13 protein-coding genes and 1 riboswitch are annotated in these 16,583 nt (G+C 68.0%); of the genes, 7 read left to right on the forward strand and 6 right to left on the reverse strand.

All coding sequences use genetic code 11. The annotated features are described in order from the left end of the window. Window positions 1–111 precede the first annotated feature (111 nt). Window positions 112–864 (reverse strand): NUDIX hydrolase, encoded by a 753-nt coding sequence (locus H1Q64_RS12080; RefSeq protein WP_237903681.1) that lies wholly within the window; start codon window positions 862–864, stop codon window positions 112–114. Window positions 865–1,056: 192 nt separating this feature from the next. Here H1Q64_RS12080 and pyk point away from each other — a divergent pair, with 192 nt between their 5' ends. After that, on the forward strand, window positions 1,057–2,532 hold the full coding sequence (pyk, locus tag H1Q64_RS12085) for a pyruvate kinase (protein ID WP_237903682.1): 1,476 nt from the start codon (window positions 1,057–1,059) through the stop codon (window positions 2,530–2,532). Window positions 2,533–2,573: 41 nt separating this feature from the next. On the opposite strand, the gene H1Q64_RS12090 is transcribed toward pyk, so the two are convergent. After that, on the reverse strand, window positions 2,574–3,263 hold the full coding sequence (locus H1Q64_RS12090) for a GntR family transcriptional regulator (protein ID WP_237903683.1): 690 nt from the start codon (window positions 3,261–3,263) through the stop codon (window positions 2,574–2,576). A 169-nt stretch (window positions 3,264–3,432) separates the two neighbouring features. After that, window positions 3,433–4,056: a thiamine phosphate synthase gene (locus H1Q64_RS12095; RefSeq protein WP_237903684.1), complete on the reverse strand. Its 624-nt coding sequence runs from the start codon at window positions 4,054–4,056 to the stop codon at window positions 3,433–3,435. A gap of 195 nt (window positions 4,057–4,251) precedes the next feature. Between H1Q64_RS12095 and gcl the strand changes: the two genes are divergently transcribed. From gcl to oxlT (H1Q64_RS12120), 5 genes are all read left to right on the forward strand, one after another. Continuing rightward, the gene (gcl, locus tag H1Q64_RS12100) at window positions 4,252–6,021 is read left to right on the forward strand and encodes a glyoxylate carboligase (protein ID WP_237903685.1); all 1,770 of its coding nucleotides are present in this window, start codon (window positions 4,252–4,254) and stop codon (window positions 6,019–6,021) included. 208 nt (window positions 6,022–6,229) lie between these two features. Then, window positions 6,230–7,027, forward strand: a complete 798-nt coding sequence (gene hyi, locus H1Q64_RS12105; protein ID WP_237903686.1) for a hydroxypyruvate isomerase — start codon at window positions 6,230–6,232, stop codon at window positions 7,025–7,027. A gap of 51 nt (window positions 7,028–7,078) precedes the next feature. Next, window positions 7,079–7,987, forward strand: a complete 909-nt coding sequence (glxR, locus tag H1Q64_RS12110) for a 2-hydroxy-3-oxopropionate reductase (protein WP_237903687.1) — start codon at window positions 7,079–7,081, stop codon at window positions 7,985–7,987. Between the two features lie 215 nt (window positions 7,988–8,202). Then, window positions 8,203–9,465 (forward strand): glycerate kinase type-2 family protein, encoded by a 1,263-nt coding sequence (locus H1Q64_RS12115; RefSeq protein WP_237903688.1) that lies wholly within the window; start codon window positions 8,203–8,205, stop codon window positions 9,463–9,465. A gap of 255 nt (window positions 9,466–9,720) precedes the next feature. Beyond that, window positions 9,721–11,019, forward strand: coding sequence for an oxalate/formate MFS antiporter (oxlT, locus tag H1Q64_RS12120; protein WP_237903689.1), 1,299 nt, complete (start codon window positions 9,721–9,723; stop codon window positions 11,017–11,019). Between the two features lie 96 nt (window positions 11,020–11,115). Here the strand turns inward: oxlT (H1Q64_RS12120) and thiC are convergent, their stop codons facing one another. Next, window positions 11,116–12,957 carry a phosphomethylpyrimidine synthase ThiC gene (gene thiC / locus H1Q64_RS12125; RefSeq protein ID WP_237903690.1) on the reverse strand — a complete coding sequence of 614 codons (1,842 nt, stop codon included), beginning with the start codon at window positions 12,955–12,957 and terminating at the stop codon, window positions 11,116–11,118. Between the two features lie 115 nt (window positions 12,958–13,072). Continuing rightward, window positions 13,073–13,185: riboswitch (TPP riboswitch) on the reverse strand. Between the two features lie 192 nt (window positions 13,186–13,377). Between thiC and H1Q64_RS12130 the strand changes: the two genes are divergently transcribed. Further along, window positions 13,378–13,566 (forward strand): hypothetical protein, encoded by a 189-nt coding sequence (locus H1Q64_RS12130; protein WP_237903691.1) that lies wholly within the window; start codon window positions 13,378–13,380, stop codon window positions 13,564–13,566. A gap of 71 nt (window positions 13,567–13,637) precedes the next feature. Here H1Q64_RS12130 and oxlT (H1Q64_RS12135) read toward each other — a convergent pair whose 3' ends face one another. Then, a complete protein-coding gene (gene oxlT, locus H1Q64_RS12135; RefSeq protein ID WP_237903692.1) occupies window positions 13,638–14,900 on the reverse strand; it encodes an oxalate/formate MFS antiporter in 1,263 nt (420 codons plus the stop codon). A gap of 456 nt (window positions 14,901–15,356) precedes the next feature. Next, window positions 15,357–16,574 carry an MFS transporter gene (locus tag H1Q64_RS12140; protein ID WP_237903693.1) on the reverse strand — a complete coding sequence of 406 codons (1,218 nt, stop codon included), beginning with the start codon at window positions 16,572–16,574 and terminating at the stop codon, window positions 15,357–15,359. Window positions 16,575–16,583: the final 9 nt, after the last annotated feature.

The following is a 16,583-nucleotide window of genomic DNA, read 5'->3' on the forward strand; positions in this document are numbered from 1 at the left end:
GACGATAACGCTTCGGCGGCGAAAAAAGGCACGGGAAATTCCGCATAGCGGAATTTTAGGCGAATTGTTGCCTAGAAATTCGGGCAGGAAATGCGCGGCGGCCTCGGGCGATCATCCCAGCCGGGCCTGCTCCAGAGGGATACGCGTCAGGGGGTAGCCCAGCCCGTCCGGGATGCTCAGCACCGGACCGTCCGGAGTGTCGGCGGGGCGGGGCAGGATGGGGGTCAGTGGGTGGAAGCGCGCAGCTTCCTCCATCGCGTGGCGGACCGTGCGGCAGCCGGCCAGACGCAGCAGGGTCATGCGGGTGGCGAAGACCAACGACAGCCGTTCCGCCTCCGCCTCGGCCAGGATGGCCCGCGGGGTGCCCCAGAATCCGGCGACCGCCTCCACCCCGTCAACCACGGCGGTCTGGCGCGGCGGCGCCTTGGCGAGGAAGAAGAGCGTGTCGTAGCGCCGCCACACGCTCTCCGGCGTGACCCAGCGGGCAAAGGGCACCAGCGCCGCCACGTCCGGTTCCAGCCCCGCCGCCAGCAGCCGGCCCAGGAAGGTCCCTCCCGACGCGCTGCGCAGCCCGTCAAGAAGGGCAGCGTCCACCGGGCCGCCGGTCATCAGCAGCCCGCATTCCTCGAACGCCTCGCGGATCGCGGCCATCCGCTGCGGCATGTCGTCGGTCAGCGGCAGCGACAGCTCCCGCCAGGGAAGCTCGCTGTCCTCCGCGTCCAGCCGCCCGCCGGGAAACACCGTGGCGCCGGGCGCGAAGCGAAGGTCGCGGTGGCGCTGGATCATGAAGACCTCCAGCCCATCCACGCTGTCGCGCAAAAGGATCAGGCTGGCGGCGGAAAGCGGCTCGACAGGCGTGTTCATGGCATCGTCCTGGCTGATCGCGGGCGTTCAGTGTCCGCCGACGGCTCACTCCCGGTCAAACCAACCGTGTGACTTCCCGCTATGTGGAAAAGCCATAGCGCCGGTTTGACCCCCGCCCCGCCCCGGTCGCAGCATCACCCCAAGCACCACCCAGTCATTGTCAAGCCATCGCCCTCTCAGGAGGCCCGCGCCATGCAGCGCAACCGCAGCACCAAGATCGTCGCCACTCTGGGGCCGGCCAGCTCGACCTACAGCCAGATTTTCGCCCTCGCCGAGGCCGGCGTGGATGTCTTCCGCCTGAACGCCAGCCACGGCACGCAGCGCGACCACGCCGAACGCTACCGCCAGATCCGCGCGGTCGAGGAGACGGTCGGGCGCCCCATCGGCGTGCTTCTCGATCTTCAGGGTCCGAAGCTGCGCGTCGGCACCTTCAAAGAGGTGGCGGTGATCCTGGCCGGCGGCGACCGCTTCCGCCTCGACCTCGACCCCACGCCGGGCGACCGCACCCGCGTCTGCGTCCCGCATCCGGAGATCTTCGCCAGCCTGGAGCCGGGCCACGAGCTTCTGCTGAACGACGGGCGCATGCGCCTGCGCGTGCTGAGCTGCGGCCCCGACCACGCCGAGACCGAGGTCATGGTCGGCGGCACGCTGTCCGACCGCAAGGGCATGAACGTCCCCGGCACCACGCTGGCCCTCAGCGCTCTGTCGGAGAAGGACCGCAGCGACCTGCAGTTCGGCCTGACGCTGGGCGTGGACTGGATCGGCCTCAGCTTCGTGCAGCGGCCCGAGGACATCCTGGAGGCGCGCGCCCTGATCGGCGACCGCGCCCACATCATGACCAAGGTGGAGAAGCCCGCCGCCCTGCCCCGGCTGGAGGAGATCATCGCCCTGTCGGACGCGGTGATGGTGGCCCGCGGCGACCTCGGCGTGGAATTGCCGCCGGAGGACGTGCCCGGCCTGCAGAAGCGGATGATCCGCCTGAGCCGCGCCGCCGGCAAGCCGGTGATCGTCGCCACGCAGATGCTGGAATCCATGATCACCGAGCCGACGCCGACGCGCGCCGAGGCGTCGGACGTGGCGACCGCCGTCTATGACGGGTCGGACGCCGTGATGCTGTCGGCGGAATCCGCGTCGGGCAAGCATCCGGTGGAGGCCGTGGCGATGATGGACCGCATCATCCGCCGGGTCGAGCGCGACCCCCTCTACCGCCGCATCATGGACTCCGAGCATCCGAGCCCGGAGGCGACCACCCCGGACGCCCTGTCCGCCGCAGCGCGCCAGATCGCCGAGACCATATCGGCCGCCGGCATCGCCACCTTCACCAGCACCGGCTCCACCGCGCGGCGCGCCTCGCGCGAGCGGCCGACCGTGCCGATCCTCGGCCTCAGCGCCGAACGCGGGACCGCCCGGCTGCTGTCGCTGGCCTGGGGCGTGCACCCGGTCTGGACCGCCGACGTGGCGAATTTCGCGGAGATGGTCGAGCGAGCGAGCCTCGTCGCCGCCCAGGAAGGCATCGGCACGCCCGGCCAGTCGCTGATCGTGACGGCGGGCGTCCCCTTCGGAACGCCCGGCACCACCAACAGCCTGCGCGTGGTCACGATCACCGCGAACGGCCTGAACAGCGCGGCCGAAACCGCCGCCGCGGTCAAGACCCACGTGCCGGCCTGACTACCCGTGCGTGCCCTTCCCCCCTCACCGGGGGCGGGGCCTCACTCCAGGAAATCGCAATGCTTCTCGACGTGCGCCGCCAGACCCAGCGTGTGGTCGCGGATCAGCTGTTCGGCCTGATCGACGTCGCGGCGTTCCAGGGCCTTGATGATTTCCTTGTGGTCGTGGATCGACCGCTCCGCCCTGTTGTCCTGGCCGATGGTCAGCTTGCGGATCGCGCGGATGTGGATGAACAGGTTGTCGGTCATCTCCTGGATCAGCTTGGACCCGCTGAGCCGGATGATGCTCTTGTGGAAGGCGATGTTGGCGTCGGAGTATTCGTTGACATGCTCCTTGGGGTTCCGCATCTCGAAGTTGCGGAACAGGTCCCACAGGGTGCGGATGTCCTCGTCGGTGGCCTGCGTCGCGACCATACGCCCGGCCATGCTCTCCAGCGCCGCCCAGACCTGGATCATCTCGACGATCTCAGCCTTGGTCTTGCGGATGACGAAGATGCCCCGGCGCGGCTGGAGGCGGATGAACCCCTCCTGCTCCAACAGGGTCAGCGCCTCGCGGATCGGCGTCCGGCTGACGCCCAGCAACTCGCTGAGCTGCCGCTCCTCAAGCCGGATCTCCTCGTTATGGTCGTAGATGTCCATTTGCGAGATGGCTTGCTTCAACGCATGATACGCTTGAGCGCGGAAGGTCGATCCGGTGTCGAGCGGCTGGACGTTGATCGGCGGAGGGTTCATGGTCGGCACCGTTCCTCAATGCTGGCCGTCCGGAAGCACCCCACTGTGCGCCGGCCCGGTCGTGCGAAAGGCATCGCATCGTTTTCGTATATGAGATACCAGATGCACATTTTGGGCTGAAAAGTCCAGGATTACGATAAAGATAGGGTGGCTCCGCGCGCCCCCGTCCTTACTGTTGTCCGCCTTTCAAGGCCTTGAGAAGATCGGGCAGGCGGTCCGGTGTCCGCATCACCGTGCCCATGACCGCCACTCCGGCGGCTCCCGCGGCTAGACAGTCTCCGATATTGCCCGACTCCACGCCGCCGAGCGCGATGATCGGCAGGGGAGCCTCCGCGGCCAAGCGTCTCAGCCCCTCCGTCCCAAGCGGCGGGCCATACCCCGGCTTGCTCGGCGACGGAAAGATGGGCGACAACGTGACGTAGTCGGCCCCGCCCAACGCGGCCCGCCGAATCCCTTCCGCGTCGTGGGCAGAGAGCCCGACCACCGCGCCGGGGCCGAGCCGCCGCCGCGCCGCCGCGACATCGGCCCCCTCCGGCAGATGCACGCCGTCCGTCCCGGCGGCCAGCGCCAGATCCGGGTCGCCATGCAGCGTGACCACCGCCCCCCAGGGCCGCGCCCGCCCCACCAGCGCGTGCGCCAGGGCGATCTGCCGGGATTCGTCGAGATCCTTCTCGCGCAGCGACAGCCAGCGCAAGCCCCCAGCGAACAGTCGCGCCGCCAGATCCGGCAGGGGCTGCGCCGCCTGCCGCCGGTCCGTGATCGCCAGGAGGCGGGGACTCGGGATCGCCATCATCCAACCACGATGACAGCGCCATCGGGACTGTGCAAGTGCAGCATAATTGTCCACTGCGCCGTGAAGGACTGCCCCGTTCGGCGCGATTTCCATCACGCGGAAAGGATTCGCCAATACTTTGCCAATAGCCGCCCCGCTGATGAAAGCTCAACCCAACGCAACAGCGACCCGTTACGCGAGGGAGGAGACCAAGCCATGGCTAGGATGATGGCGATTGAAGCGGCGGTGCATGTCCTGGAAAAAGAAGGCGTGTCCGTTTGCTTTGGCGTCCCCGGAGCGGCCATCAATCCGTTCTACGCGGCGCTGCAACGCAACGGCCGCATCGGCCACGTTCTTGCGCGCCATGTCGAAGGCGCGTCGCATATGGCCGAAGGCTACACGCGCGCCAAGGCCGGCAACATCGGCGTCTGCATCGGCACCTCCGGCCCCGCCGGCACCGACATGATCACGGGCCTCTATTCGGCCTCCGCCGACTCCATTCCGATCCTGTGCATCACCGGCCAGGCGCCGCGCGCCCGCCTGCACAAGGAGGATTTCCAGGCTGTGGACATCCCGTCCATCGCCAAGCCGGTCGCCAAGTGGGCGGTCACCGTGCTGGAGCCGGGGCAGGTCCCCTACGCCTTCCAGCAGGCCTTCCACCTGATGCGCTCCGGCCGGCCCGGCCCGGTGCTGCTCGACCTGCCGATCGACGTGCAGATGGCCGAGATCGAGTTCGATCCCGACGCCTACGAGCCGCTGCCCACCTACAAGCCGGCGGCGACCCGCGCCCAGGTGGAGAAGGCGCTGGCCATGCTGAACGCGGCGGAGCGTCCGCTGCTGGTGGCCGGCGGCGGCATCATCAACGCCGACGCCAGCGACCGTCTGGTCGCGTTCGCCGAGGTCGTCGGCCTGCCGGTCATCCCGACTCTGATGGCCTGGGGCGCCATTCCGGACGACCACCCGCTGATGGCCGGCATGGTCGGCCTGCAGACCGCCCACCGCTACGGCAACGCCGCCATGCTGGCGTCGGACTTCGTGCTGGGCATCGGCAACCGCTGGGCCAACCGCCACACCGGCTCAGTCGACGTCTACACCAAGGGCCGCAAGTTCGTGCATGTGGACATCGAGCCGACCCAGATCGGCCGCGTCTTCGCGCCGGACCTGGGCATCGTGTCCGACGCCGGGGCCGCGCTCGACCTCTTCATCGAGGTGGCGAAGGAGTGGAAGGCCGCCGGCAAGCTGCGCGACTGGTCGGAGTGGGTGAAGACCTGCCAGGTCCGCAAGCGCTCCATGCTGCGCCGGTCCGATTTCGCCAACGTGCCGATCAAGCCGCAGCGCGTCTATCAGGAGATGAACAGCGCCTTCGGCGAGGGCGTCTGCTACGTCTCGACCATCGGCCTGTCGCAGATCGCCGGCGCGCAGTTCCTGCACGTCTACAAGCCGCGCCATTGGATCAACTGCGGTCAGGCCGGCCCGCTCGGCTGGACCCTGCCGGCGGCGCTCGGCGTGCGGGTGGCCGATCCGAAGCGCAAGATCGTCGCGCTGTCCGGCGACTACGACTTCCAGTTCCTGATCGAGGAGCTGGCGGTGGGCGCCCAGTTCAAGCTGCCCTACATCCACGTTCTGGTGAACAACAGCTACCTCGGGCTGATCCGGCAGGCGCAGCGCGCCTTCCAGATGGACTTCCAGGTCCAGCTCTCCTTCGAGAACATCAACGCCCCGGAGATCGGCGTCTACGGCGTGGACCACGTCGCGGTGGCCGAGGGTCTGGGCTGCAAGGCCATCCGCGTCACCGACCCGGACAACCTGCAATCCGCCTTCGCGCAAGCGCAGCAGTGGATGGACGAGTTCCAGGTACCGGTGGTCGTCGAGGTCATCCTGGAGCGCGTCACCAACATCGCCATGGGCACGGAGATCAACAACATCACCGAGTTCGAGGAGGTGCTGGACGTGCCCGCGGACGAGCCGGAGCTGGTGCGGGTCTGATCGACACGCCGCGAGCCCAAATCCCCTCCCCTGCGAAGCTGGGGAGGGTCAGGGTGGGGGCAAGCGGCTCCGCCAGATCCACAGTTCCGCAGGGTGAAAAAAGGCGGACGTCGCGTTGACGCCTCCGCCATCGCCCTTCGATCCTGACCGCCAACCGGCCAAGTCCGTAACGAACATCCGGCCCGAAACGAACATCCGGGAGAGAGACATGCCCAAGTTCGCCGCCAACCTGACGATGCTCTACAACGAGCTGCCCTTCCTCGACCGCTTCGCCGCGGCGGCGAAGGACGGCTTCACCGGGGTCGAGTATCTGTTCCCCTACGCCTTCGAGAAGGATGCGCTGGTCGAGCGGCTGGCCGCCAACCGGCTGACCCAGGTCCTGCACAACCTGCCGGCGGGCGACTGGGACGCGGGCGAGCGCGGCATCGCCGTCCTGCCGGACCGCGTCGGCGAGTTCCAGGACGGGGTGGGCCGCGCCATCGAGTACGCCACGGCGCTGGGCTGCAAGCAGATCAACTGCCTCGCCGGAAAGGCCCCGGCGGACGTGGCGGCGGACGCGCTGGAGCGCACCTTCGTCGAGAACCTGTCCTTCGCCGCCAAGGCGCTGAAGCAGGCCGGCATCCGTTTCCTGATCGAGCCGATCAACACCCGTGACATTCCGGGCTTCTATTTGACCAACACCGCGCAGGCGGAACGGATTCTGGAGGCCGTCGGCTCCGACAATCTCTTCATCCAGTACGACGTCTATCACATGCAGATCATGGAGGGCGATCTCGTCCCGACCATCCAGCGCCTGCTGCCGAAGATCGCGCATGTCCAGATCGCCGACAATCCGGGCCGCAACGAGCCGGGCACCGGCGAGATCAACTATCCCTTCGTCTTCGCGGCGCTCGACCGGATCGGCTACGACGGCTGGGTCGGCTGCGAGTACAAGCCGGCCAAGGGGACCAGCGAAGGGCTCGGCTGGATGCGCGCCGCTACCCCCGGTGAGACCGTCGCCGCTTGATTGCCGCCTGATCTGCAAACGCCCGAACACAGAAGAATTGAGGACACAGCCATGAACGTTGGATTCATCGGTCTCGGCATCATGGGCCGCCCCATGGCCGGTCATCTGGCCGACGCCGGCCACACCCTGTTCGTCTACGACATCAACCCGGCCCCGGAAGACCTGCTGGCCAAGGGCGCCACGGCCTGCGGCTCCAGCCGCGAGGTGGCGCAGAAGGCTGACATCATCTTCACGATGGTCCCCGACACCCCCCATGTGCAGGCCGCCCTGTTCGGCCCGAACGGCGTCGCCGAGGGGCTGTCCGCCGGCAAGATCGTCGTGGATATGTCCTCGATCTCCCCGATCGAGACGAAGGCCTTCGCACAGCGCATCAACGAGCTGGGCTGCGACTACCTCGACGCCCCGGTGTCCGGCGGTGAGGTCGGCGCCAAGGCCGCCTCGCTGACCATCATGGTCGGGGGCCCGGACAAGGCCTTCGAGACGGTAAAGCCGCTGTTCGAGAAGATGGGCAAGAACATCACGCTGGTCGGCGGCAACGGCGACGGCCAGACGACGAAGGTCGCCAACCAGATCGTCGTCGCCCTGACCATCGAGGCGGTGGGCGAGGCGCTGCTGTTCGCGTCCAAGGCCGGCGCCGACCCGGCAAAGGTCCGTCAGGCCCTGATGGGCGGCTTTGCCTCCTCGCGCATCCTGGAGGTGCATGGCGAGCGCATGGTCAAGCGCACTTTCGATCCGGGCTTCCGCATCGAGCTGCACCAGAAGGACCTGAACCTCGCCCTGTCCGGTGCCCGCGCGCTCGGCGTGTCGCTGCCCAACACGGCGACCTGCCAGGAGCTGTTCAACGCCTGCGCCGCCCAGGGCGGCAAGGCCTGGGACCACTCCGGCATGGTCCGCGCGCTGGAGCTGCTCGCCAACCACGAGATCGGCCAGAACCACCGCGTGACCGAACCCGCGGAGTGAGGCTGCGCTTTATCTCCCTCTCCCCCCTGGGGAGAGGGTTGGGGTGAGGGGGTTGCACGTGGCGGATCGTACGGCAAAAGCACATCCCCCACCCTCCCCTCCCCCCAGAGGGAGAGGGTTAACATTGCCCCCCACGCCAAATCCGTTAGCATTCCCAGCACATGAGGACCGGCGCCGGTGAACGGCGCGGCTCAGGGAAGGGACAGAACCGAACCATGACGACCACCGATCCCCGCGCGCTCCTGACCGACATGTTCAGCGCCGCCGTCGCCTCGGCGCAGCCGGCGCTGTGCGTGCCGCCGCATCTTCCGGAACCGCCGAAGGGCCGCACGGTCGTCGTCGGCGCCGGCAAGGCCGCGGCCTCCATGGCGAAGGCGGTGGAGGATCACTGGAAGGGTCCGCTGTCCGGTCTGGTCGTCACCCGCTACGGCCATAATGTGCCGTGCGAGCGGATCGAGGTGGTCGAGGCGTCGCACCCCGTCCCCGATGAGGCCGGCCAGCAGGCGGCGAAGCGCATCCTCGACATCGCCGCCTCGCTCGGCCCCGACGACCTGATGCTCTGCCTGATCTCGGGCGGCGGCTCCGCCCTGCTCGCCCTGCCCGCGCCGGGCATCTCGATGGCCGACAAACAGGCGGTGTCCAAGGCGCTGCTCCGCTCCGGGGCGAACATCACCGAGATGAACTGCGTGCGCAAGCACCTGTCCGCGATCAAGGGCGGGCGGCTTGCCGCCGCCACCAAGGCGCGGGTGGTCTCGCTGGTCATCTCCGACGTGCCGGGCGACGACCTGTCGGTGATCGCCTCCGGCCCCACCGTGCCCGACCCGACCAGCTACGCCGACGCGCTGGCCGTTCTGGAGAAGTACGGCATCACCCCGCCGCAGCCGGTCATGGACCATCTGCTGGCCGGGCGCGACGAGAGCCCGAAGCCCGGCGATCCGCGGCTGGAGCGCGTCAGCACGATCCTGGTCGCCACCCCGCAGATGGCCCTGGAGCGCGCGGCGGAGGTCGCCCGCCAAGCCGGCGTCACCCCGGTCATCCTCGGCAACGCGCTGGAGGGCGAGTCGCGCGAGGTGGCGCTCGTCCATGCCGGGATCGTCCGCCAGATCGTCGAGCACGACCAGCCGGCGGCAAAGCCCTGCGTCCTGCTGTCCGGCGGCGAGACCACGGTGACCGTCCGCGGCAAGGGCCGCGGCGGGCGCAACGCCGAGTTCCTGCTGGCGCTGACCGTGGCGCTGGACGGGATGAAGGGCGTCCACGCGCTGGCCGCCGACACCGACGGCATCGACGGGACGGAGGACAACGCGGGCGCCCTGCTCGGCCCCGATACGCTGGCCCGCGCCGCCGAGGCCGGCGTCAACGCCAAGGAGAGGCTGGCCGACAACGACGGCTACAGCTTCTTCAGCGCGCTCGGCGACCTGCTGGTGACCGGGCCGACCCTGACCAACGTCAACGACTTCCGCGCCGTTCTGGTTCTGTAGGCGGCGAGGCGCCGTCGGCCGATTTGATATATCACTTACGGCCAGGGCGGCGCCTGCTCACGAAAATTTGTTGATGACTCCACGGATTATCCGCCACACTCACCGTCAAGGCATCACGAATACGGCGTCTGGCATGCCAATGGCGTGCAACCGGGCTGCCCCGTTCGAAGGATAAAGCGAAGCGGTCGGGCACCGAACGCACCCCGCGCGCGCCAGGACAAGAACGAGATCGCGGACCCATCCGGGAGGAACCATATGCGCCAAACCGGTGCGCAAAGCGCCCTGCCTGTCGGCGGGCGTTGGATGCAGCTGCTTGCCGGCGTCATCTGCATGTCGATGATCGCCAATCTCCAGTACGGGTGGACCCTCTTCGTCGAACCCATCGACGACAAGCACGGCTGGGGCCGTGCGGCCATCCAGGTGGCCTTCACCATCTTCATTGTCACCGAAACATGGCTGGTGCCCGTCGAGGGCTGGTTCGTCGACCGCTTCGGCCCGCGGATCGTCGTGCTGTTCGGCTCGGTGCTCTGCGCCGCCTCCTGGGCGCTGAACGCGGTGGCGGATTCGCTGCTCGTGCTCTACGTCGCGGCGGCCATCGGTGGCATCGGGGCGGGCGCCGTCTACGGCACCTGCGTGGGCAACGCGCTGAAATGGTTCCCCGACCGGCGCGGTCTGGCCGCCGGCATAACCGCGGCGGGCTTTGGAGCCGGCTCCGCCCTGACGGTGGTGCCCATCGCCACGATGATCGAGACCTCGGGCTACGAGGCGACCTTTATGGCCTTCGGCCTGGGCCAGGGACTGGTGGTCTTCGCGCTCGCCTGGCTGCTGGTGGCGCCGCCCTCCGCTCCCCTCACCCGCGGCGGATACGCCGCCCCGCCCGCGCAGCGGCAGTACACGCCGAGCCAGATGGTCCGCACCCCGGTGTTCTGGGTCATGTACGCCATGTTCGTGATGGTGGCCGGCGGCGGGCTGATGGCGACGGCCCAGCTCGGCCCCATTGCCCAGGATTTCGGGCTGGCCCACGCTCCGGTCAGCATCCTCGGCCTGACCCTGCCCGCCCTGACCTTCGCCCTGTCCATCGACCGGGTGCTGAACGGGCTGACCCGCCCCTTCTTCGGCTGGGTGTCCGACCACATCGGGCGCGAGAACACCATGTTCATCGCCTTCGCGATCGAAGCGGTGGGCATCGTCGCGCTCAGCCTCTACGGCCGCGACCCGGTGGCCTTCGTGCTGCTGACCGGTCTGGTCTTCTTCGCCTGGGGCGAGATCTACAGCCTGTTCCCGGCCTGCTGCGCCGACACCTTCGGATCGAAGTTCGCGGCGAGCAACGCCGGGCTGCTCTACACCGCCAAGGGCACGGCGGCGCTGCTGATCCCCTTCGCCAACATCATCGCCGACGCGACGGGAAGCTGGCACGCGGTCTTCCTGCTGGCCGCCGCGGTCAACGCGCTGGCCGCCGTGCTGGCGCTGTTCGTCCTGCGCCCGATGCGGAAGCGCATGGCGGCGGAGTCGCTGGGCACGCACAGCGGCCGGAGCGTGACGGCCGACGCGTAAAGGCCATGTCCTGACGCTCTCTTCCCCTCCCCCCGCCTGGGGAAGGAGCCGAAGCGAGGGGGCGCCCGTGAGGGCGTCCCCTTTTCGATTCAGTTGCTATTCCGCAGCCTGCCCCTCCTCAAGATAGATCTCCCCGCCCTTGGCGCGGAAGCTCTCCGACATCTCGGCCATGCCGGAGTTGGCGTACTCCCGCACCTCCTGCGTGATCTTCATCGAGCAGAACTTCGGCCCGCACATCGAACAGAAATGCGCGACCTTCGCCCCCTCCGCCGGCAGGGTCTGGTCGTGGAAGCGCTCCGCCGTCTCCGGGTCGAGCGACAGGTGGAACTGGTCGCGCCAGCGGAACTCGAAGCGGGCGCGCGACAGGGCGTCGTCGCGCTCCTGCGCGCCGGGGTGGCCCTTGGCGAGGTCGGCGGCGTGGGCGGCGATCTTGTAGGTGACCACGCCCACCTTCACGTCGTCGCGGTCCGGCAGCCCCAGATGCTCCTTCGGCGTGACGTAGCAGAGCATCGCCGTGCCGAACCAGCCGATCATGGCGGCACCGATGGCGCTGGTGATGTGGTCGTAGCCCGGCGCGATGTCCGTGGTCAGCGGCCCGAGCGTGTAGAAGGGCGCCTCGCCGCACAGCGCCAGCTGCTTGTCGACGTTGGCCTTGATCTTGTGCATGGGCACATGGCCTGGCCCCTCGATCATCACCTGCACGTCGTGCTTCCAGGCGATCTTGGTCAACTCGCCCAATGTCTCCAGCTCGGCGAACTGGGCGGCGTCGTTGGCGTCGGCGATGGAGCCGGGGCGCAAGCCGTCACCCAGCGAGAAGGCGACGTCGTACGCCTTCATGATCTCGCAGATCTCCTCGAACCGCTCGTAGAGGAAGCTCTCGCGGTGGTGGGACAGGCACCATTTCGCCATGATCGAGCCGCCGCGCGACACGATGCCGGTGGTGCGCTTCGCGGTCAGCGGGATGTGCGCCAGACGGATGCCGGCGTGGATGGTGAAGTAGTCCACCCCCTGCTCCGCCTGCTCGATCAGCGTGTCGCGGAAGATCTCCCAGGTCAGGTCCTCGGCCTTGCCGCCGACCTTCTCCAGCGCCTGATAGATCGGCACGGTGCCGATGGGGACCGGGCTGTTGCGCAGAATCCATTCACGGGTGGTGTGGATGTTGCGGCCGGTGGACAGGTCCATCACGGTGTCGGCGCCCCAGCGGATCGACCAGACCATCTTGTCGACCTCCTCGCCCACCGATGACGCGACGGCGGAGTTGCCGATGTTCGCGTTGATCTTGGTGAGGAAGTTGCGGCCGATGATCATCGGCTCCGATTCGGGGTGGTTGATGTTGGACGGGATGATCGCCCGCCCGCGCGCCACCTCGTCGCGGACGAAATCCGCGGTCACATGGTCGGGGATGGAGGCTCCGAAGTCGTCACCATCCCGCGCCGCCGCCTCGGCCAGCCGCTGGCGGCCCAGATTCTCGCGGACGGCAATGTACTCCATCTCCGGCGTGACGATTCCGGCGCGGGCGTAGGCCATCTGCGTGACCGCCCGGCCCGGCTTGCCGCGCAGCGGACGGCGCCCGGCGCGGTCGAAGACGGGCACGGCGCGCGTCTCGCCGACGCGCAGCCCATCGTCCTCCGGACGGACCTCGCGGCCCTCATAGGCCTCGACGTCGCCGCGGGCCTCGATCCAGGAGCGGCGCAGCTCCGCCAAGCCGCGGCGGATGTCGGTCTGCACGGCGGGATCGCTGTAAGGGCCTGAGGTGTCGTAGACGCGCACCGGCGGCTCGCCACCGCCGACATGGATGTCGCGCATCGCCACGCGCAGGTCGGGGAAGCGCTCCCCGGCCACATGGACCTTGCTGGACGACGGCAGCGGGCCGGTCGTCACCGAGAAATGGTCCGACGGCGCGGCGTCTTTCGAAGCGGGGGGAAGAGTGTCGGGCATCTGCTGTGGATCTCCATCGCACATAGGATCGTTGGAGACCCGGGTGTGACGGAGCGGCAGAACGGACGACCGGAGCGGTCCCCATAAAGGGGTGCGCGATGGGGTGCGCGTGACCGTGGCCCGTTTGTTCCTGTCCCTACGCCGGTACGACCCGGATCAGGTTCAAAGGGTTCGGCGCCTTACGGCATCATCTCAGCCCCGTGCTATGGGGCTCCCCTTGGAACGTCGCCATGCTGAACGATCCGCCCCACCCACGTCAATGCGATTCACGGCGCATCCCACCCGATCAATGCAATTGGCGCGATTCTGGTATCCATTATCTGGTATACAAAATCCTATTGCGCAGCCTGAGCCGGGCCGCTATGCTGCATCACAACAACAAAAAGCAACGCCCCCTCCCGAGTGCCCGGAGCCCGTCCCATGCTCGAATCCCAATTGATCGCCTTCGTCGCCCTGGCCGGCCTGATGGGCCACGGCATGACCCTGCTGATGCGGGAGGACGACGAATGGACTTCCGATCCGCAGGACGAGCAGCCGGACGGCCTCTGGTCGTCGGAGCGCTTCAACCAGTCTGGTGAGGGCCACAACCGTCCTTTCTTCCTGGAATGAAAAAAGGCCGCCGCGCGGGGTGCGCGCGGCGGCCGTCATCCGAGGACTGTAAGCGGAAGTGTGCGGGCCGATCAGTGGCCGGGCTGCACCGCCAGCCCACCCGCACCCTGCTGGGCGGCAAGTTCGGCGTTGCGGGCATGGTGCTTGCGCAGCATTGGCCGCAGGACCGCGATGGCGCAGAAAGCCGCGATGAGGTCCATGGTGGCGCAGATGTAGAGCACGGTCGCCCAGGTGCCGGTGGCTTCCATCAGCAGGTTGCCCAGCGGGACCAGCAACGCCGCGACGCCCTTGGCGCAGTACAGCACACCGTAGATCTTCGCCGCGTGCTTGGTGCCGAAGGTGTCCGCCGAGGTGGCGCTGAACAGGCTGTACACTTCGCCCCAGGCCAGGAACACCAGACCCGACAGGATCAGGAACATGATCGGGTCGTGGCCGAAGCGGCTGAGCATCAGGATGCCGAGGCCTTCGAAGGTGAAGGCGATGAACATCGTCGCTTCACGGCCGATGTGGTCGGAGATGAAGCCGAACAGCGGACGGGAGATGCCGTTCATCACGCGGTCGAGCATCAGCGCGAAGGGCAGAGCCGCCATGGTGATGCCGAACAGGCTGATCGGGGCTTCCTTCACGCCCAGATCGTGGGCGATCACGCCGAGCTGGGCCACCGCCATCAGACCGCCCGAGACGGTGCAGATGAACATGACCATCATGACCCAGAAGACCGGCGTCTGCAGCGCTTCCTTGAGCGTATAGTCGCGGCGGGACTGCAGGACCTTGGTCGAGGCCTTCACCTGATCCTTCTGCGGAGCGCGCAGGAAGTAGGCGGCGATGAGGATGATCGTGCCCTGCAGCAGGCCGAACCAGAAGAAGGTCGCCTGATAGCCCGAGGAGTGGATCATGTTGGCGATCGGCAGGATGGTCACGGCCGAGCCGGCACCGTAGCCGCCCGCGGTCAGGCCGACGGCGAGGCCGCGCTTGTCCGGGAACCACTTGAGGGCGCTGTTGACGCAGGTGGCGTAGACGCAGCCGACGCCGATGCCGCCGATGGCCGAACCGACATAGAGCATGCCGAGCGAGCCGGCGTAGCTGTCGACGATCCAGGAGAGGCCGGTCATCACGCCGCCGAAGGCGACGATGGCGCGGGGGCCGTAACGGTCGATGAAATAGCCTTCGATGGGGGTCAGCCAGGTCTGGACGACGACGAAGACGGTGAAGGCGGTCTGGATCGAGGCGCGGGTCCAGCCATGGGTGGCCTGGATTTCCGGCACAAACAGCGTCCAGGCGTACTGGATGTTGGCCGCCGCCACCATACAGACGATGCCGACGACGATCTGCATCCAACGCGCGCCGTCGGAGATGGGCGCCTGCGAGCCGCCGGAACTGTTAAAAGCTGGCCTCTGGGATTCTGTCGATCCAACCATCATTCCCTCCCGTGGGATTGCGACGCTTTGATACCGGGCATGAGGGTCCCCTTGGGCGGGCGAGGCGGAGTCCGAGCGAGCGTCCGCATCGCCGCGTCATGGGCAGCCTTGTTCCGTGCCGATGTGAGTCATGGTTCAATGGTGTTCTGGAGAGCCGGTCACGCTGTCCCTGCGTTCGTGGCGCTCCAGATACGGCATATGGTATGCCAGAGACACGATTGTTGGCAACACGAACTTTTGCCGTATTGCGCTTTTCATCCGAAAATTTTTCCGGCTTCCGAAAACCGGACAGCCGGAAGGGTCAGCCCCGCCCTGAGGGCGGGACTCCGTGGTGTTCTCGCGATTGGATGAGCGAGGCGCCGACCGTCGTCTTCAGACGGTCGCGGACGCGGCGCGGGACGAGACCGTGACCACAAGCGCCGCGATGGCCGCCGCAAGCGGCACGAAGGACACCCAGAGCACCGAATCCCAGCCGAACGCCGCCAGCAGCCCGCCGGACGCGAAGGACCCCAGGGCCATCGTGCCGAACACGATGAAGTCGTTGAGCGACTGCACCTGCGTCTTCTCCTCCGGGCGGTGGCACTCCAGAACGAGTGCCGAGGCCCCGAGGAAGCCGAAGTTCCAGCCGACCCCCAGCAGGATCAGGCTGACCCAGAAATGCGCCACGTCGACACCCCCCAGCCCGACCACGGCGGAGGAGGCGATCAGGCCCAGGCCGGCAAACACAATGCGGGACGCGCCGAAGCGCTCGACCAGCCGCCCAGTGATGAAACTCGGGGCGTACATGGCGATGACGTGCCATTGCAGGCCGAGGTTGGACACCTCCTGCGACAGGCCGCACAGCCGCATCGCCAGCGGGGCCGCCGTCATGATGAAATTCATCAGCAGATAGGAGACGACCCCGCACAGCACGGCGGTGACGAATCGCGGCTGGCGCGCGATGACGCCGAGCGGCCGTCCCCCGGCAGCTTCCGCCGCAGTCGGCATCGGCAGCCGCACGCCGACCAGCACCAGCGCGGACACCGCCGCCACGGTGGCCTGTGCGAGGAAGGTCGCCAGGAACAGGTGCGGCGGCCAGACATCCATGGTGACGGTGACGAGCTGCGGTCCGATCACCCCGGCGAACACCCCGCCCGCCATCACGGCCGACATGGCCCGCGGCCGCCGCTCCGGTTCGACGCAATCGGTCGCGGCGAAGCGGAAGGAGAGGACCACGGCGGCGTAGGCGCCGCCGGGGATCATTGCCGCGCAGAACAGCCAGAAGCTCCCCAGAATCACCGCCAGGGCGGAGAGCAGCCCGACGAGCACGCCGCACCCCGTCCCCGCCAGGAAGGCAGCACGCCGCCCACGGCGCCGGGCAATGGCCCCGGCGGGAATGGTGCAGACCGCCATGCCCACGACGAAGACGGAGAGCGGCAGCGTGGCTAGTGCCGGGCTGGGCGCCAGCGTGTTCCCGACGATGGCCCCCGTCGCGTAGACGACCACCGCGTTGGCGCCGGCCAGCGCTTGCGCCGCCGCCAGCCGCAGAACGTTCGCCGTCCCGTGAGCGTAAAGGCCCTGTGCATAAAGGGTGGTGTCGGCTTGGCTCATGACGGTCCT

This window comes from Azospirillum brasilense, assembly GCF_022023855.1.
Classification (GTDB): Bacteria; Pseudomonadota; Alphaproteobacteria; order Azospirillales; family Azospirillaceae; genus Azospirillum; species Azospirillum brasilense_F.